15 protein-coding genes are annotated in these 16,668 nt (G+C 68.0%); 4 read left to right on the top strand and 11 right to left on the bottom strand.

Features of this window, described 5'->3' with window-relative positions:
* Positions 1 to 7: 7 nt before the first annotated feature.
* The 3 genes from AB3K92_RS02315 to AB3K92_RS02305 form a co-directional block, all read right to left on the bottom strand.
* Positions 8 to 1,426: an HD domain-containing phosphohydrolase gene (locus tag AB3K92_RS02315; protein WP_059587466.1), complete on the bottom strand. Its 1,419-nt coding sequence runs from the start codon at positions 1,424 to 1,426 to the stop codon at positions 8 to 10.
* Between the two features lie 137 nt (positions 1,427 to 1,563).
* Entirely contained in the window at positions 1,564 to 2,013 is a 450-nt protein-coding gene (locus tag AB3K92_RS02310; RefSeq protein ID WP_059587464.1) for a GNAT family N-acetyltransferase, read from the bottom strand.
* Between the two features lie 114 nt (positions 2,014 to 2,127).
* On the bottom strand, positions 2,128 to 2,667 hold the full coding sequence (locus AB3K92_RS02305) for a tol-pal system YbgF family protein (RefSeq protein WP_230941487.1): 540 nt from the start codon (positions 2,665 to 2,667) through the stop codon (positions 2,128 to 2,130).
* A gap of 197 nt (positions 2,668 to 2,864) precedes the next feature.
* Between AB3K92_RS02305 and AB3K92_RS02300 the strand changes: the two genes are divergently transcribed.
* A complete protein-coding gene (locus AB3K92_RS02300; protein WP_155631438.1) occupies positions 2,865 to 4,184 on the top strand; it encodes a hypothetical protein in 1,320 nt (439 codons plus the stop codon).
* A gap of 11 nt (positions 4,185 to 4,195) precedes the next feature.
* Positions 4,196 to 4,819: an ABC transporter ATP-binding protein gene (locus tag AB3K92_RS02295; RefSeq protein ID WP_059587460.1), complete on the top strand. Its 624-nt coding sequence runs from the start codon at positions 4,196 to 4,198 to the stop codon at positions 4,817 to 4,819.
* Positions 4,820 to 4,976: 157 nt separating this feature from the next.
* Here AB3K92_RS02295 and AB3K92_RS02290 read toward each other — a convergent pair whose 3' ends face one another.
* The 8 genes from AB3K92_RS02290 to AB3K92_RS02255 all read right to left on the bottom strand — a co-directional run bounded on the left by AB3K92_RS02290 (position 4,977) and on the right by AB3K92_RS02255 (position 14,243).
* Positions 4,977 to 5,141: a hypothetical protein gene (locus AB3K92_RS02290; protein ID WP_155631437.1), complete on the bottom strand. Its 165-nt coding sequence runs from the start codon at positions 5,139 to 5,141 to the stop codon at positions 4,977 to 4,979.
* 135 nt (positions 5,142 to 5,276) lie between these two features.
* Positions 5,277 to 6,689 (bottom strand): Re/Si-specific NAD(P)(+) transhydrogenase subunit beta, encoded by a 1,413-nt coding sequence (pntB, locus tag AB3K92_RS02285; RefSeq protein ID WP_027792749.1) that lies wholly within the window; start codon positions 6,687 to 6,689, stop codon positions 5,277 to 5,279.
* Positions 6,690 to 6,702: 13 nt separating this feature from the next.
* Positions 6,703 to 8,295 carry a Re/Si-specific NAD(P)(+) transhydrogenase subunit alpha gene (locus AB3K92_RS02280; RefSeq protein WP_059587459.1) on the bottom strand — a complete coding sequence of 531 codons (1,593 nt, stop codon included), beginning with the start codon at positions 8,293 to 8,295 and terminating at the stop codon, positions 6,703 to 6,705.
* Between the two features lie 589 nt (positions 8,296 to 8,884).
* Complete coding sequence (locus AB3K92_RS02275; protein WP_081058706.1) at positions 8,885 to 9,469, bottom strand: chloramphenicol phosphotransferase CPT family protein; 585 nt, start codon at positions 9,467 to 9,469, stop codon at positions 8,885 to 8,887.
* Positions 9,447 to 10,913 (bottom strand): MFS transporter, encoded by a 1,467-nt coding sequence (locus AB3K92_RS02270; protein WP_063800608.1) that lies wholly within the window; start codon positions 10,911 to 10,913, stop codon positions 9,447 to 9,449. The genes AB3K92_RS02275 and AB3K92_RS02270 overlap by 23 nt, the downstream gene beginning before the upstream one ends.
* 99 nt (positions 10,914 to 11,012) lie before the next feature.
* The gene (locus AB3K92_RS02265) at positions 11,013 to 12,032 is read right to left on the bottom strand and encodes a cyclase family protein (protein WP_059587457.1); all 1,020 of its coding nucleotides are present in this window, start codon (positions 12,030 to 12,032) and stop codon (positions 11,013 to 11,015) included.
* A gap of 73 nt (positions 12,033 to 12,105) precedes the next feature.
* On the bottom strand, positions 12,106 to 13,386 hold the full coding sequence (locus tag AB3K92_RS02260; protein ID WP_059587723.1) for a CaiB/BaiF CoA-transferase family protein: 1,281 nt from the start codon (positions 13,384 to 13,386) through the stop codon (positions 12,106 to 12,108).
* A 92-nt stretch (positions 13,387 to 13,478) separates the two neighbouring features.
* A complete protein-coding gene (locus AB3K92_RS02255) occupies positions 13,479 to 14,243 on the bottom strand; it encodes an IclR family transcriptional regulator (RefSeq protein WP_048027293.1) in 765 nt (254 codons plus the stop codon).
* A gap of 242 nt (positions 14,244 to 14,485) precedes the next feature.
* Between AB3K92_RS02255 and AB3K92_RS02250 the strand changes: the two genes are divergently transcribed.
* Together AB3K92_RS02250 and AB3K92_RS02245 are read left to right on the top strand one after the other, a co-directional pair.
* Positions 14,486 to 15,388, top strand: a complete 903-nt coding sequence (locus AB3K92_RS02250) for a CoA ester lyase (RefSeq protein WP_059485604.1) — start codon at positions 14,486 to 14,488, stop codon at positions 15,386 to 15,388.
* Positions 15,389 to 15,572: 184 nt separating this feature from the next.
* A complete protein-coding gene (locus AB3K92_RS02245; RefSeq protein ID WP_059587455.1) occupies positions 15,573 to 16,655 on the top strand; it encodes a porin in 1,083 nt (360 codons plus the stop codon).
* Positions 16,656 to 16,668 lie beyond the last annotated feature (13 nt).

The following is a 16,668-nucleotide window of genomic DNA, read 5'->3' as shown; positions in this document are numbered from 1 at the left end:
TCCGGGCTCAGGCGGGCGCCGCGCCCGCATTCGGCACGCCCTGCGCCGGCTTCGCCGCCTGGCCGGCCAGCACGAGGATGTCGAACGCCGTCCCTTCGCGCGTCTCGAAGCGGCGCACGAGCTCGATCTGGTGCGCGGACATCACGCTGCCCTTGGTCATCAGCAGCACGCCGCGATGCGTGCGCAGATCGTCGGCGAGCTGCATCCCCTCGCGCAGCTGCGCGGACTTGATCTCCGCGACGGACGCCGCGATGCCGAGGCTCGCCGGGTCCCGCATCAGTTCGACCAGGTTTTCGACGATGCGCGGGTCGTAACGCACGCCGGCCTGCGAACGCATTGCGTCGAGCGCCTGCTCGACCGAATGCGGCGCACCGATGTCGCCATTGCGCAGCCCCTCGAAATCGCGCGCGATCGCGACGATCCGCGAGCCGGGCGGGATCGAGTCGCCGGCCAGCCCGTCCGGCGTGCCGCGCCCGTTGAAGCGCTCGTACTGGTGCAGCACGATCGACGCGACCTTGTGCAATTGCGCGACCGGCGTCAGCACCATCTGTGCGCGCAGCGGATGCTGCTGGAACAGGCCGTGCTCTTCCGCCGTCATGCGTGTGAGCGGCTTGTGCAGCAATTCGTCCGGCAGCGACAGCTTGCCGATGCCATGCAGCAGCCCCGCGAAGTAGACGTCCTGCGCATGCAGCTCGCTCATCCCGGAGGCCAGCGCGAGCCGTCGCGCAATCTCACCGACCCGCATCGCGTGACCGCTGGCCGACCCGCAGCGCAGCTCGATCATGCTCGCGCACACCTGGACCATCGCGGTGAAGCTGCTTTTCAGGTCGCGCTGCGCGGCTTCGAGGAACATCACGGTCTGGCCGAGTTCCTCGGTGCGCGCGCGAACCTGCGTTTCGAGTTCCGTGTTGAAGCGGCGCAGCGCTTCGTTCTGCGCTTCCGTCAGCGCGGCGAGCCGCGCCGCCTCGTGCCGCAAACGGCGCTGCTCCAGCGCCTGTTCGATGGTCAGCAGCAGGTCGTGATCGTCCCACGGCTTGTTCAGGTAACGATAGACGCCGCCTTCGTTGACGGCCTGCATGACCGACGCGATCTCCGCATAACCGGTCAGCAGGATGCGCATCGTGTCCGGGTAGAGCGCCCGGGCACGGGCCAGGAACTCCGCGCCGCTCATGCCGGGCATCCGCATGTCGGACACGATCAGGTCGACTTCGGTCGACGCCAGCACCTCGAGGGCGGCTTCGCCGCTTTCCGCGGTCAGGATCTCGTAGCCGGCGGGCCGGAACACGCGCCGGAGCGCCGACAGCACGCTCGGCTCGTCGTCCACCAGCAGGATCGACGGCACGCCCTCCGCGTCGTCGGATGTCGCTGCCGCCCCGGTCGTTTCAGTCGATACCGCATTCGGTCCGTTTGTTGCAGATGTCGTCATGATTGGCCTCGGATCATGTAGTTATATTCTCTCTGCATCATCGGCATGCGCCGCGCATTCGATATCCGGGAAAACGCTGATGCGCCCACCCGGATCACACCCCGCATGCGTCGTCACGACGCACGGGCATGCGCGATCTACGCCGTCGCCGAACCCGGTTCGCGCACGTAGTAGAGGTCCCACTCCGCTTCGTCGGCCTGCGCGAAGCCGTGCCGCGCATAGAAACGGTTCGAATCGCTGCCGCGCAGCGCGCCGACACGCACGGGCACGCGCTGCGCGTCCGCCTCGGCAAAGATCCGCTGCAGCACGGCCGCGCCGATGCCCTTTCCCTGGTGCGCGGGCACGATGTACAGATGGTCGAGCAACCAGTGGTCTTCCTGCGGCCGAACCACGAAAAAACCCGCATTCACGCCATCGGCTTCGATGAAGCGGCATAGCGCCGGGTCGAACGACGCGAGAAAACGCTCGCGCGTACGCTGCGGATCGAAGCGGCCGATACGCTCGAGGCTGTCGCGCATCGCGGCGATGCGAATCGCGACCAGCGTTTCGGCATCGGACCGGGTGGCGAGGGGAAAGGTCAGGTTCATGGGCAAGTCGTGCACACGTGGAGAAAACGCTCGGCATCGCGGGGCAGCGCGACGCGACGCGGCCGCCAACGCCTGCTCGCGATGCCGGCCGCCAGCCGGCACGCACGGCGCGCGTCAGGGCGTCTCGATGCCTTCCGCACGCGTGGCAAGGAATCGCAAGTACCTGGCATCCTCGTCCTCGAACAGCTCCGGCCCGCCCGCCATGTATGCGCGCATCAGTTCGTCGGCCGCGCGGTCGAGATTGCCCAGTTCGAACTGGCACTGGCCGAGCCGCAGGTGCAGGAACGGGTTGCCGATCGCGTTGGGGAAGTGCATCGCCTGGCCGAGATTCTCGCACCCGGCCGCGTAGTCCTCTTGAAGGAAATTCGCGTCGCCGATCGCGGCCATCAACCACGTGCCGGCCTCCCAGTTCGTTTTCGGCTCGGGAAGCAGGTCGAATCCCGCCCGGAATTTCTCCAGTGCGCCTTCGTAGTCGCCGTCTTCCATCAACGCATCGCCCGCGTCGCTCAGCGCGCCGATCCGCTCATACAGCTCGTTGTCCAGTTCCGCCATGTCGAATCCCTGTTCCTGAGTTGAAATCGGCCCGGTGCGGCCGGTGATTGCGATGCGATCGCGTGTGGTGTGGCGTGCCGTGTTGCGGTCCTGCCTGCTCATCCGCCCGGCATTCGTCCAGCATACCCGAGCCGTATGACGCGCGTGTCTCGACTTGCCGCGCACCTGTCCGGCATCTGCCGAACGGTCCGCGGCGGCGTCGTGCGCGTGAATCCCGATGCCACGCCGACGAAGGCCTCGTGCCACCGTGACCCACCCGTTTGCGCGGCCGACGCGGCGATTCGCGGCGTCGGTGTCTCATGCGGCACGGCGATCTCGCGCGTGCCGCCCCGGCCGCCAAAGGCGGGAGTGGTTGTGCCGCGACGACCACCGTGGCAGGATGCCGGGTTCATTTGCTCGGTGAAAGGGAGCTGGAAGCGATGTTGTCTTGCCGACTCAGGTGGTACGCACTCGCGACGTCAAACCTGCTGCGCAGGCATTGGCAGGCGCTGCTCCTGCTGGCCATGCTGTTGCTGCCGGCGATGCCGGTGTTTTCGCAGACGCGAATTCTGGGTGCGCCGGTACTCGCGGCACTGGCACCGTCGCATGGCATCGAATGGCGGTTCGCGTGGGTGCACCTGCTCGAAGCCGTGGGCATCCTGTGGGTGCTGGCGCAGCGTCGTGCGATCACCGGGGGGCCGTTCGTCACCTTCCTCGCGTCCTTGCCCGTCTCCAACGGCCGCCGTCGCGCCATCGACACGATCGTCGTGATCGTCGCGAGTACGCCGCTGCTGCTGCCCGTGCTTGCCGCCGCCATCGCGCTCGCCTTCCTGCCGCAAAAGGCGATCAACTACCTGTTCGTTCTCGACCTGTTCCTGATCACGCTCGGATGGCAATTGACCGCGCTGTCGCGCAACCTGCGCAATGCAATCGCGTTGATCGTTGCCAACGTCTTCCTGATCGGCGGCTTTCACGCCGAGGGCGCGTTACGTCCCGCGTGGCTGACCGTGGCATTGTTGCTCGCCGCTTTCACGATTGCGCATACGGCCCCTGCGCGGGCCGCCCGTTCGGAAATGCCGGGGGCGTTCTCGCGTCGTATCGCGGATGCGATCCGCGTCCGTGTCCGGAGCGGGCTGCCGCCCATCGCGAGGCTGCAGGTCGGCATCCTGCGGGACCGCGCCGCGAGCACCGCCGGGCACTGCCTGATGATGGGTGCGGTCACCGCTTCGACATGCTTCCTGCTTGCGCTCTGGGGGTTCGACCAGCGCGCCGTTCCGCTGACGCTGATCGCGCAGGCCGTCATCATGCTGATCGCGGCGACGACCTATCGCGATTTGGGAGCGGCGCACCTGCATGCGTCGCACTTCATGCAATCGTTGCCGCTGTCGACCTTTGCGAAGCGCCGGGCCGACTGGCTGACCGTTGCCGCGCTGGCGCTGCCGTTCGCCGCCGTCGCGCCGCTGTTGCTGGTGACGCACGGCGTGCTGTCATCGCGGATGGCGGCGGCGCTCGTGTGTTCGGGCGCACCGCTCGTCGCATTACACTATCTGCCGCAACGCTACGCGTCCCGACAATCCGTGTTGCTGGGCATCGCGCTGACCGTGGTCTGGGTCACGCTGGCCTGGCAAGTTTTCGTTTGATTACCCGATCCATGCTCCGCTTCGACAATCTCGGCAAGCGCTTCGACAAGCGCGTCATCTTCCAAGGGCTCAACTTCGCATCCGGCGCCGGGTGCGTGGCGCTGTGCGACGAAAACGGCAGCGGCAAGTCGACGTTGCTCGCCATTCTCGCCGGCACGATCGACGCGGACGAAGGCGAGGTCTGGCTCGGCGGCCATTCGCTGCGCACCGCGCCGCTCGCGGCGAAATCCGCGCTGGCGTACGTACCCGACGATTGCCTGACGTATCCGTTCCAGACCGGTCGCGCGTTTCTCGATCTCGTGGCGGCCGCCAAGAAAACCGTCGTCGACACCCGCACGCTCGAGCTGGCCGATCGATTCGGGCTCGCCCCGCATATGGACAAGCGCTTCGAGCAGATGTCGCTCGGCACGCGCAAGAAACTGTTCCTGACGGCGACGACACTCGGCGCGCCCACCGTCGTGATCGCCGACGAACCGGGCAACGGGCTCGACGCCGCGTCGCGTGCGGTACTCGTCGACCTGTTCAGGACGTTGGCTGCGGACTGTGCCGTCTTTTTTTCGAGTCACGACCTGGCGCTGGCGCGCGCATGCGACGCGAGGATCACCAGTTTCGCGGAACTGGGAGCGGCTGGGTAGGCGACATCGTCACGCGCGGTCGTGTGAAAAAACCGGCGCGGCTGCGTGACATGAGGAACGACGAGGAGAGGCGCCAGTAGCGGTCACGGCAAGCTGCGGTATCGGCGGCTGGCAAGGATCTGGTGCCTGATTCGTGCGGTTACGCGCGATAGCACCTTCACACGGGACTGCGGTCGACCAGCACCATTCCAGCGGCCGGCCAGGCTCCGGCAATCGTCATGCCGATGATGGAGCCGCCGCCCGCGCCAACGGCATCAATCGCGTGGTTCGTCGATCCGCGCACCGTCGATCGATCGCGCTTTTTTCCGGAAGTGCGAAACACCCGATTCCGTCTCGCACTTCCGTGACCTTCCCGATACGCATGGCGGGCGTGCCGGGCCCCGATCAACCCGCCGTTCGACCCGCGCACCCATACGCCCATACGCCCATACGCCCGTGCGCCCGTGCGCCCCGATCGTCAGGCCTTCAACGCCCCGAAGACTTCGTCCAGCATCTTCTTGGCATCGCCGAACAGCATCCGGTTGTTGTCCTTGTAGAACAGCGGATTGTCGACGCCCGCGTAGCCTGACGCCATGCTGCGCTTCATCACGATCGACGTCTTCGCCTTCCACACCTCGAGCACCGGCATGCCGGCGATCGGGCTGGCCGGATCTTCCTGCGCGGCCGGGTTCACGATGTCGTTCGCGCCGATCACCATCGACACGTCGGCTTCCGGGAAATCGCCGTTGATCTCGTCCATCTCCATCACGATGTCGTAAGGCACCTTCGCCTCGGCGAGCAGCACGTTCATGTGCCCCGGCATGCGGCCGGCCACCGGATGGATTGCAAAGCGCACGTCGACGCCCTTCTCGCGCAGCACCTTCGTGAGTTCATGCACCGTGTGCTGGGCTTGCGCCACCGCCATCCCGTAGCCGGGCACGATGATCACGCTCTTGGCATCGCGCAGCAGCTCGGCCGTCTCCAGCGCGCTCACCGCCACCACTTCGCCGGCCGGCTGCGCGCCGGCGCCTGCCGCCGCGGGCGCACCGCTGCCGGTGCCGAAGCCGCCCGCGATCACGCTGATGAAGTTGCGGTTCATCGCGCGGCACATGATGTACGACAGGATCGCACCCGACGAGCCCACCAGCGCGCCGATCACGATCAGCAGGTCGTTGCCGAGCATGAAGCCGGTGGCCGCCGCCGCCCAGCCCGAGTAGCTGTTGAGCATCGACACCACGACGGGCATGTCCGCGCCGCCGATCGCCATCACCATGTGCACGCCGAACAGCAGCGACACCACCGTCATCACGATGAGCGGCGTCATGCCGTCCTGGATCGTCTCCGCATGCAGGAACGCACGACCGTAATAGATCACGATCAGCAGCGCGGCGAGGTTGAGCCAGTGCCGTGCCGGCAGCAGCAGCGGCTTGCCGCCGATCTTGCCGGAGAGCTTGCCGAACGCGATGACCGAGCCCGCGAAGGTCACCGCGCCGATCAGGATGCCTACGTAGATTTCCACTTCGTGGATCGCGTGCTCGGCACCCGTGAACTGAACCGACGTATCGATGTAGCTCGCGAAACCCACCAGGCACGCCGCCAGACCGACCAGGCTGTGCATCAGCGCAACCAGTTCGGGCATCTGCGTCATCTGCACCTTCTTCGCGGCGACGAGGCCGACGGCGCCGCCGACGACGAGTGCAGCCACGATATAAGGAATGCCTTCGGCCGACACGCGCGGGCCGAGCACGGTGGCGAGCACGGCGATCAGCATGCCGATCATGCCGAGCAGGTTGCCGCGGCGCGCGGTCTCGGGGTTCGCCAGCCCGCCGAGGCTGAGGATGAAGAGGATGGCCGCGCCGATATAGGAGACGGTAGTCAGGTTGGAAGTCATTGTTGTCGTCTCCTTACTTGCGGAACATCGCCAGCATGCGGCGCGTCACCGCGAAGCCGCCGAACATGTTGACGGCCGTGAGCGTCAGCGCACCCACCGCCAGGCCGAGGATCAGCCCCGAAGGACGGCCCTCCGCCGCGGCCTCGCCCAGCGGCGGCGCGACCTGCACCAGCGCGCCGATCGCGATGATCGACGAGATCGCGTTGGTGACGCTCATCAGCGGCGTATGCAGCGACGGCGTGACGTTCCAGATCACCATGTAGCCGACGAAGCAGGCCAGCACGAACACCGTGAAGTGCGACAGGAACGTGGCCGGCGCGAACTGGCCGACCAGCAGGAACACCAGTGCGCCGACGGCGAACGTGATGGCGAGCGACTTCGCCGACATCGGCGCGCCGCTGCCGTGCCCGTGGCCCTTGGACGCGGCTGCCGCGACCGGCGGCGTGGCGGGTTTCGGTGCCGCGGCCGGCTGCTGGATCGGCGGCGGCGGCCAGGTCACGTTGCCCTCCTTGATGACCGTGAGGCCGCGGATCGCGTCGTCGTTGAAGTCGACGTTGATCGTGCCGTCCTTCGCCTTGCACAGCTCCTCGATCACGCGCAGCAGGTTGGTCGCGTACAGCGTCGACGACTGTCGTGCCAGGCGCGACGCGAGATCCGTGTAGCCGACGATCGTCACGCCATGGCGCACCACCGCCTCGCCCGGCACCGTCAGCTCGCAGTTGCCGCCCTGCTCGCCGGCCATGTCGACGATCACGCTGCCCGGCTTCATCGACTGCACCATCTCGGCCGTGATGAGCTTCGGTGCCGGCTTGCCGGGAATCAGCGCGGTGGTGATGATGATGTCCGCGTCCTTGGCCTGCTGCGCGTACATCGCGCGCTGTGCCTGCTGGAAGCCTTCGCTCATCACCTTCGCGTAACCGCCGCCGCCCGAGCCCTCTTCCTCGTAGTCGACCTTGACGAATTCGCCGCCGAGCGACTTGACCTGGTCGGCCACTTCCGCGCGCGTGTCGTTGGCGCGCACGATCGCGCCGAGGCCGGCGGCCGTGCCGATGGCCGCGAGGCCGGCCACGCCGGCGCCGGCGACGAACACCTTGGCCGGCGGCACCTTGCCCGCGGCCGTGATCTGCCCGTTGAAGTAACGGCCGAACGCATGGGCCGCCTCGATGACGGCGCGGTAGCCGCTCACGCCGGCCATCGACGTGAGCGCATCCATCTTCTGCGCGCGCGACAGCGTGCGCGGCAGGGAATCGATCGCCAGCACCGTGGCCCGCTTCGCGGCCAGCTGCTGCATCAGTTCGGGGTTCTGCGCCGGCCAGACGAAACCGACCAGCGTGCTGCCGTCACGCATCAGCGCGACTTCCTCGCCGCTCGGCGGGCGCACCTTGAGGACGATATCGCTGCGGCCCCACAGATCGGCGGCCGTCGCCACGACTTCGGCCCCGGCCTTGCGGTAGTCGTCGTCGCTGAAGTTCGCGCCGGTGCCTGCACCGCTTTGCACGGCCACCGAGAACCCGAGCTTGATCAGCTTTTCGACCACGTCGGGAACCGTCGCTACGCGCCGTTCCTCGTTGGCCGTCTCCAGAGGGACCCCAATCAGTAATGTCATATCCTGAACTGTCAGTAGTGGCCGTCGCTAGGAGTTACGGCCTGCGTTTCAAGTCACCCAACTCAATCCGTGTACGACGCTGTTCCGCGGGCAGCTTCGCACTGCCGCGCCGAATTCACAAACTGTTCATCCTCTAAACAATCGGCTTGTCAGATCCGGGCGGTTCATGTTCATGCTCCTGCCTGATTTTTCCGACGAATAGCCGACGCATGATCCATTCGGATAAGAACTGCGAAGCATATCCCGTGCCAAAGTCTTTCCGAAATTTATATTTTGAATCGGCGCGCATTCAATCCATGAATCCCCTGTCTGGACACGGCGGGCCCATAACCTGGCGTTTACCCGCTGGAACCGCTCCACATGGCCTGTCGGCGCGTAAATCCGCTTGAAATTCGCTTTCAATCCGTTCGAAACATGAAAAAGCGGTTATCGGCACAAACGCTTCGGAATCGGTTTCATCGAGAATGTCCCGTTTCTCCGCACAATGCGATTTGTCGCGTGCGAACGACATCATCCGCATGGCCGATGACATCCGGTGCCGGCGAGTTTAAGGGAGAACGCGGCCTGTCACGATCGAGCGCGACGACGATCACTCGCGCTGCGCGTCGACGTGGGCACGGATGCGGCGCGCGCCTTCTTCCGGCGTGCATGTCGACGTGTCGATGCGCAGCGCGTAAGGCCGCGAATAAGCCGGATGCCCGAACTGGGATCGGGCCATGCCCTCGCCGCGATCGGGCCTCGCGCGTTCGCGCTGTTCGAGGATGTCCAGCGGGCACGTCACGCCGATGACGAAGGTCTGCCGCGGCGACAGCGCGGCAAGGCATGCGTCGAGCGCGGCCGGATCCCGGAGCACGAGATCCAGCACGATCTCGAAATGGCTGGCCGCGATCCGTGCGAGCGTCGACTGCAGGTTGAGCTGGTGGAGTCTCAGCGCCTGATTCAGCTCCTCGTCCGATCGCATGTCACGTCGGCGCGACATCTCGACGAACGCGTCGAGCGAGACGTGAAACGTCGGCACGTCCGACCCTTGCTGGAGCGCCCTGGCCAGGCTGCTCTTCCCTGCACTGGTCGGGCCGTGCAATACGACGGCAACGGGTTTCATGGCGATGGTCGATGGGCGAGGTGCCCGGTTGCCGCGATGAATCAGGATGCTAGCCCAATTTTCGCCGCCCATCGACACGCCCGGTCGGCGCTTCGGCGAGCCCGCGCAACGCCGCCGCGTTCCCGGCGCCGTCCGCGATCTCGTCCAGAGCCCGGTTGTTGGTACGCGGCCCGAACACGCCGATCGACACCATCACGATCAGCATGCTCCCGCCGATCAGCACGAACACGGCCGGCACCCCCGCGCGTTCGAGCAGCAGCGCGACGATGAAACTGCTCGCGATCCCCGTCAGGCGGCCGATCGAATGCACGAAGCCGAGCGCGCGCCCGCGGATCTCGGTCGGAAACACTTCCGACTGGTACGCGGTGCCGTTGCTCGCGAGCACCGTGTTGGACAGCGTGACGAGCAGGCCGAACGCGATCACGAACGGCGCCTGCGCCGACATCGCGAACGCGGTGCCGAACAGCGCGACGCCGAACGCCGACGCGACGATCAGCCATTTGCGCTCGACCCGGTCGGCGAGCAGGCCGGCGACGAACGGCGACACCGGATACGCGAACGCGATCACGAACGCATACCAGAGGCTCTTCGTGACGCTCGCGCCCTGCGCGGCGAGCAGCGTCGGCAGCCACTGGCTGAAGCCGAAGAAACCGATGCTCAGGAAGGCATTGAACGCGATCAGCATCGTCGTGCGGCCGCGATGCCGCGCATCCCACATCGACGGCGCGCGCTGTGCGGCAGTGGCCGCGGCCGCCGCGACCGGCGTCGGGACTGCGGGCAGCGGCCGGCCGGATTCCCGCTCGACGGCCTGCTCGAGCCGCTGCAGCACGGCTTCGGCCTCGGCCTCGCGGCCCGTGTGGGCGAGCCAGCGCGGCGACTCCGGCAACCGCGACTGCAGCCACCAGACGAAAACCGCGCCGCTGCCGCCGAGCAGCACGACCCAGCGCCACCCGGACATGCCGAGCGGATCGTGCGGCACCCATAACCACGACACCAGCGCCAGCACGGGCATCGCGAGATAGCCGACCGCGAAGCACAGCGCGAACGCGCGGCCGCGCACCGCCTTCGGCACCAGCTCGGTCAGGAACGCGCCGATCGTGATCAGCTCCGCGCCGATGCCGCAGCCCGCGATGAAACGGCACACGAGGATGCCGAGCGCATGCGTCTGCACGCACATCGCCAGGCTCGCCGCCGTGTAGAGCAGCAGCGCGCCGGTGAACAGCGCGCGCCGCCCGAAGCGGTCCGCGAGGCGCGACACGAACATCTCGCCGACGAACAGCCCGGCGAACGTCGCCGCGCCGAGCGCGCCCTGGTCCGACATGCCGAGCACGCCGTGCGAGCCCGCGTGAAAGATGCCGTCGCGGATCAGCCCGGGCGGCAGGTAGGTCATCTGGAACAGGTCGTAGACCTCGAAAAACCCGCCGACGCTCAGGAACAGCACGAGCGTCCAGATGGTGGCCGTCGCGGGCAGGCGGTCGATGCGGGCGGCGATCGACGCCGCATGGGAGTGGGACATGGCGATTCCTCGATGATCCGCCCGCGCGGCCTGCGCGAAGCGGCGAAGCGGCGAAGCGGCACACCCGGCGCCGGCGCGGCATGCGCGCGGCGCCGGCGTTCATACGGTGGCGACCGGATTGACCGGCGACCCGACGAGCCCGCGCAGGTGCAGCGGCGGCGCGGTCAGCAGGAAGCGGTTGCGCCGGTGCGCGTGCAGCCAGTCGGCGAGCGGCGTCAGGTGCCATAGCTCGCCGAGGTGAATGCCGAGCTTGAACAGGCACAGCTCGTGCAGCGGCATCAGCGCGCCGGGCCGCTCGCGCGCCCGCGCATCGCGCGGCCGCTCCTCGACCGCGTGGTTGTCCGCCGCGAGCGCGGCGAGCCCCGACGCGTCGATCCATTCGAGCAGGCGCGCGTCGTTGCCGTCGAGCACGCAGCACACGTCCGGCGCGGTGGGTTCGCCGCGCGCGTCGGCGTCGAGCAGGCGATCGGCGAAGCCCGTATGCACGCACACGATGTCGCCGCGCTCGACGATCACGTCGTCCGCGCGCAGCACCGCCATCCACTCCGCGTAGCCGATCTTGCGCCGCTCGTCGCCGAAGTGGCGCCGCAGGTCGACGAGCACGCCGCGCCCCTGCACGCCCGTCTGCGCCATCACCTCGATGCCGAGCGCACGCGCGCCGCCGCGCGGCGCACCCGCTTCGGGCACCTGGATGTGCTCGTCCATCCGGTAGCCGTTGTAGAACACGCGGGCCCGCTCGCCGTTACCCGCCGGATCGAACAGCGAGCCGACGTGCGACAGCGCATCCCACTGCGTCGAGAACTGCGAATGCATGCAGAACGAATCGTCGCAGACGACATCGGTTGCGTTCGCAACCTGTTCATCCGCCCGATAGCCGAAATACGGCTTGTCGCCCAGCAGCGCCGGCATGATCGCCGGCGGCCGGCGCCGCGCGTTCAACCCGCCGCCGCGCGGCACGTCGAGCGGCAGGCTCAGCGAAAACACGCGGCCTTCGCGCACCTCCGCGACGCCGCGCAGCACCGCGTCGGCGGTCAGCCAGTTCAGGCGCCCTTTCTGATCGTCCGGGCCGAAATCTCCCCAGTTCGAGCCGGGCGGCCGATGGGTCCAGCGTGGTTCCATGGTGTCTCCTCCATGCAATGTCCAGGGTGCGGCGGCCGTCCTTCGCGGCCGCATCGCACGTCGCACGTCGCGCCTACCGCGTGCGGATCACGCCCAGCCCCGCGAGCCGCTCGTATTCGCGTTCGCCGAGCAGCGGCAGCAGGATCTCGCGATTGTTCTCGCCGAGCGCGGGCGCGGGCCGGCGAAACGTGCCGGGCGTGGCCGACAGGCGCGGCGTGATGTTGTGCATCGGCAGGCTGCCGACGTCGTCGTCCGGCAGCTCGACGAGCGCCTCGCGCTCGATCACGTAGTGATCCTGAACGATCTGCGCGATATCCTGGATCGGCCCGACCGTCACGCCCGCTTCTTCGAAGAACGCGAGATTGTCAGCGAGATCGCGTGCGGCGATGAATTCGCCGACGATCGCATCGAGTGCTTCCGCGTGCTGCACGCGCTGCACGTTGGTCGCGTAGCGCGGATCGTCGATCAGCTCCGCGCGGCCGATCGCGCGGAACAGCCGCTCGGCCATCGCCTGCGTCGAGCTCGACAGGCACAGCCACTTGCCGTCGCGGGCCCGATACGCGTTGCGCGGCGCGGTGTTCGACGAGCGGCTGCCGGTGCGTTCCTTGATCTTGCCGGTCATCACGTAGTTCGCGGCGGCCGGGCCGAGGATCGACAGCAGCGGCTCGAACAGCGACACGTCGATCACCTGCCCTGCCGCGCCGTGCACGTCGCGCGCATGCAGCGCGACCAGCACGGCGATCGCGCCGGACAGCCCGGCCGTCATGTCGCCGAGGAACATCGGCGGCAGCACCGGCTCGCGATCGGCGAAGCCGTTGATCGCCGCGAACCCCGCATAGCCTTCCGCGAGCGTGCCGAAGCCCGGCTTGTGACGGTACGGCCCGGTCTGCCCCCAGCCGGAGATCCGCGCGATCACCAGCTCGGGACGGATCGCGAGCAGGTCGTCCGGGCCGAGCCCCATCTTCTCGGCGACGCCAGGCTTGAAGCTTTCGACGAACACGTCCGCGTCGCGCACCAGCCGGCGGACGATGTCGATGCCCTCGGGCGCGCGCAGGTCGACGCACACGCTGCGCTTGTTGCGCCCGTATACCTTCCAGTTCGTGCTGATCCCGCCCGCCCCGACCGCGCGCAGCGTATCGCCGCGCTCGCTCTCGACCTTCACGACGTCCGCGCCGAAATCGGCGAGCTGCACGCTCAGCATGTTGCCGGCCATCAGGCGCGACAGGTCGACGACGCGCACGCCCGCGAGCGGCCCCTGCGCGCCGGCGTCGAACGGTTTCGGATGAATCGGGCCGGTGGACGCGCGACGGTGCGCGCCGGCCGCGTGAGCGGCCTGCGGGTCGGTAACGAACATGCTTGTCTCCTGGTTGGTGTATGCGTCGTGCGAGACGGACTGCAAGGCGGACTTCGAAGCGGCCTTCGAGGCGCGCTCAGCCGCGCGCGGCGCTACTCGAGCAGCGCGCCGAGCTGGTCGGCCGCGCGAAATGCCGCGCCGGCAGCGGGCAGATCGCCGCCGAGCGCATGCGTCAGCTCGGCGGCGGCCGCCTGCACGCGCGGCAGGTAGTCGGCCAGCACCTTCTTGTTGAAGCGGTAACGCGGCACGCCGAGCGAGATCGCGCCGCTGAGCACGCGGCCGACGCCGAATGCCGGGCACGCGATCGCCGCGCTTTCCGGATCGCGCTCGGCGATCGATACCGCGTAGCCTTGCTCGGCCGTCTTCTCGTAGTCGCCGCCGCGCGTGCCGCTGAACGCAAGCAGCACACGCCCGGCCGCGCCGACGTCGAGCGGGAAGCGGTCGCCCTCGCGCAGGTGCGTGCGCACCGAGCGCTGCGCCTGGATGCGGAACAGGCACACGCGCTGGTCGCCTTCACGCACGTAGAACGCGGCTGTCTCGCCGGTTTCCGCCGACAGCCTCGACAGGATCGGCATCACGTACTCGCGCAGCTGGAACGACTCGCGATACATCATCCCGAGCTGGAACACGGCGGGCCCCAGCACATAGCGCCCGTCCGGCAGGCGCTTGATGAAGCGGAACTGCTCGAGCGACTCGAACATCCGCAACAGCGTGCTCATGTTGAGCCCCGTCTCCTCGCTCACCTGCGCGAGCATCAGCCCGCCTGGCGCGTTGCCGAATGCCAGCAGCGCGGTCAGCGCGCGGTTGACCGCGGCCACGCCGCCCTCTGCCGGACTGCTTGTCTCCACCTTGTTCATGTCCACCTCGTGCGATGCCGGGCCGTTCGTGTCAGGTCGGTGCCACGTTACGGCGGCCGGCATCTAAAAATGAAAGTCGCTTTCATTATACGCAGATCGTCGATGACATCAACATGAATCCGCACAGCTTCGTTCGGTCATCATCCTGCAATGTTCCTTGATACTAGGCGTTAACGATAATCTTGACGAATGCGGTCATCCACCACAAAAATGAAAGTGACTTTCATTTTATGATACCGTAGATGAATTCATCGTCACAACCCGTCTGGCGCTCGCTACTGTACGTCCCCGCGCACGTCCCCCGTTTCGTCGCATCGGCCGCCGCGAGCGACGCCGATGCGCTGATCCTCGATCTCGAGGACAGCGTCCCGCCCGCATGCAAGGCGGCCGCCCGCGACGGGCTGGCCGACGCGGTGCCGGCGCTGCGCGCGCCGGGCCGCGACCTGCTGGTGCGCGCCAACGGCCCGCTCGACCAGCTCGTGCCCGACCTGCGCGCGGCCGTCCGGGCCGGCGTGGACGGCGTCGTGCTGCCGAAGGTGCGCGGCGGCTCGCACATCGAGGCGATCGACGAACTGCTGGCCGCGCTCGAAGAAGAAGCCGGCGCGCTGCCCGGCCGCACGCGGATCGTCGCGATCGTCGAAACGCCGCGCGCGTTCCAGGCAATGGACCGGATCGCGCAGGCGTCGCCGCGCGTCGTCGCGATGATGCTGGGCGGCGGCGATTTCGCGCTGAACTGCGAAAGCGGTGCGAGCGCCGATGTGCTGCGCGTGCCGAAACAGTTGCTGATCATCGCCGCGCGCGCCGCCGGCATCCTGCCGCTCGGCCTCATCGGCGGCCTCGACGAACTGCGCGATCTCGACGCGTTCGAGCGCATCGCGCGCGCGTCCGCGGAGCTCGGTTATGCGGGCGCGACCTGCATCCACCCGTTGCAGGTCGGCGCGCTCAACCGTGCGTTCCGGCCCGACGACGCCGCGGTGCGCGACGCACACGCGGTGCTGGCCGCCTACGACGACGCACGCGCGAACGGGCGCGGCGCGCTGCGCGTCGACGGCCGGATGGTCGACGCGCCCGGCGTCGCCCGCGCGAAGCGCGTGCTCGCGCGTCACGCGGCGGTACAGGCGCGCGCCGACGGCGTGCCCCGGTAATGCGGGCGCCGCCCTTCATCGCCGCGCGTCCATGCGCGCGTCGCGCGGTGCGCGCACGCGTCCCGTCACGATGCCGTCCGTTCGCCACCCGGCCCGGATAGCGTCGCCCCGCAGTACCGCCGCACCGCTCGACCGGCGCGGCGCCGAACTCAAACAAAAAACAAACCCTGGAAGGAGACAAACCATGGGCAAGCGGATGTCCGCACTGTGCGGACTGGGCCTCGTATCGGCCGGCGCCTGCGCGCAGAGCACGATCACGCTGTATGGCGTGGCCGACATCTATACGGAATTCCTCAACCATCAGGCCGCGCCCGGCGACAAGTCGTCGACATCGCTCGTGCGAATGGCGTCGGGCGGCAAGAGCGGCTCGCGCTGGGGCCTGAAGGGCGTCGAGGACCTCGGCGGCGGCTGGCAGGCCGCGTTCCGGCTCGAAAGCGGCATCAACCTGAACAACGGTACCGGCACCGGCGCGGGCGGCTTCGACCGCTCCGCATGGGTCGGGCTGCAGCACGAGCGCTGGGGCGCGCTGCGGCTCGGCCACCAGTACACGACGCTGTTCGACGTGATGGAGCGCTATTCGCCGACGGGCGCGTACTCGACGCTGTACGAGCCGGCCGGCGCGATCGTCGGCGTCAACTTCCGCGAGAACAACGTCGCCAAGTACCTGGCGAAGATCGGCCCGCTGACGCTCGAAACGCACTATTCGTTCGGCGGCACACCCGGCGCGTTCCAGTCGAACGCCGCTTATGGCGCCGGCTTCGACTATGCCGGCGGCGCATTCTCGCTCGCCGCCGCGTTCGACAACGTCAACACCCCGCAGCCGGGCGGCTTCGCGCATTTCCGCCGCTACGCCGCCGCCGCGATCGCGTCCGTCGGACGTGCGCAGCTGCTGGCCGGCGTCACGTACGGCCAGAGCGGCGTCGCCGCGCCGTCGGTCGTGACGCGCTACACGTTCTGGTGGGCCGGCGTGCGCTACGCGATCACCCCTTACCTGCAGGCGGTCGGCGCGTTCTATTACGAAGACATCCGCGCGCAGAATGCGCCGAACGCGCAGACACCCACGCCGCACCCGGCCAACCCGCAGCAGGTCACGCTGCAGCTGAACTACTTCCTGTCGAAAGCCGTCACGCTGTACCTGGCGGGCGGCTACGCGCGCCGCGCCGCGCTCGATTTCGACAACTACAACTACAACTTCCTCCATTACACGCTGGCCGGCGACCGCGCCAGCAGCGCGGGCGTGGCACTCGGCCTGCGCAAGCTGTTCTGACCTCGCCTCTCCC

This window comes from Burkholderia sp. Bmkn7, assembly GCF_041103175.1.
GTDB classification, from domain to species: domain Bacteria; phylum Pseudomonadota; class Gammaproteobacteria; order Burkholderiales; family Burkholderiaceae; genus Burkholderia; species Burkholderia cepacia.
The sequence above is the reverse complement of the archived record's forward strand: the minus strand, read 5'-3'. Positions and strand labels throughout refer to the sequence as shown.

What these genes read in the sequence shown, in the direction of transcription:
- AB3K92_RS02315 (WP_059587466.1), bottom strand. Translation starts at nt 1,426, where the DNA reads ATGACGACATCTGCAACAAACGGACCGAATGCGGTATCGACTGAAACG.
- AB3K92_RS02310 (WP_059587464.1), bottom strand. Translation starts at nt 2,013, where the DNA reads ATGAACCTGACCTTTCCCCTCGCCACCCGGTCCGATGCCGAAACGCTG.
- AB3K92_RS02305 (WP_230941487.1), bottom strand. Translation starts at nt 2,667, where the DNA reads ATGAGCAGGCAGGACCGCAACACGGCACGCCACACCACACGCGATCGC.
- AB3K92_RS02300 (WP_155631438.1), top strand. Translation starts at nt 2,865, where the DNA reads ATGCGGCACGGCGATCTCGCGCGTGCCGCCCCGGCCGCCAAAGGCGGG.
- AB3K92_RS02295 (WP_059587460.1), top strand. Translation starts at nt 4,196, where the DNA reads ATGCTCCGCTTCGACAATCTCGGCAAGCGCTTCGACAAGCGCGTCATC.
- pntB (WP_027792749.1), bottom strand. Translation starts at nt 6,689, where the DNA reads ATGACTTCCAACCTGACTACCGTCTCCTATATCGGCGCGGCCATCCTC.
- AB3K92_RS02280 (WP_059587459.1), bottom strand. Translation starts at nt 8,295, where the DNA reads ATGACATTACTGATTGGGGTCCCTCTGGAGACGGCCAACGAGGAACGG.
- AB3K92_RS02275 (WP_081058706.1), bottom strand. Translation starts at nt 9,469, where the DNA reads ATGGGCGGCGAAAATTGGGCTAGCATCCTGATTCATCGCGGCAACCGG.
- AB3K92_RS02270 (WP_063800608.1), bottom strand. Translation starts at nt 10,913, where the DNA reads ATGTCCCACTCCCATGCGGCGTCGATCGCCGCCCGCATCGACCGCCTG.
- AB3K92_RS02265 (WP_059587457.1), bottom strand. Translation starts at nt 12,032, where the DNA reads ATGGAACCACGCTGGACCCATCGGCCGCCCGGCTCGAACTGGGGAGAT.
- AB3K92_RS02260 (WP_059587723.1), bottom strand. Translation starts at nt 13,386, where the DNA reads ATGTTCGTTACCGACCCGCAGGCCGCTCACGCGGCCGGCGCGCACCGT.
- AB3K92_RS02255 (WP_048027293.1), bottom strand. Translation starts at nt 14,243, where the DNA reads ATGAACAAGGTGGAGACAAGCAGTCCGGCAGAGGGCGGCGTGGCCGCG.
- AB3K92_RS02250 (WP_059485604.1), top strand. Translation starts at nt 14,486, where the DNA reads ATGAATTCATCGTCACAACCCGTCTGGCGCTCGCTACTGTACGTCCCC.
- AB3K92_RS02245 (WP_059587455.1), top strand. Translation starts at nt 15,573, where the DNA reads ATGGGCAAGCGGATGTCCGCACTGTGCGGACTGGGCCTCGTATCGGCC.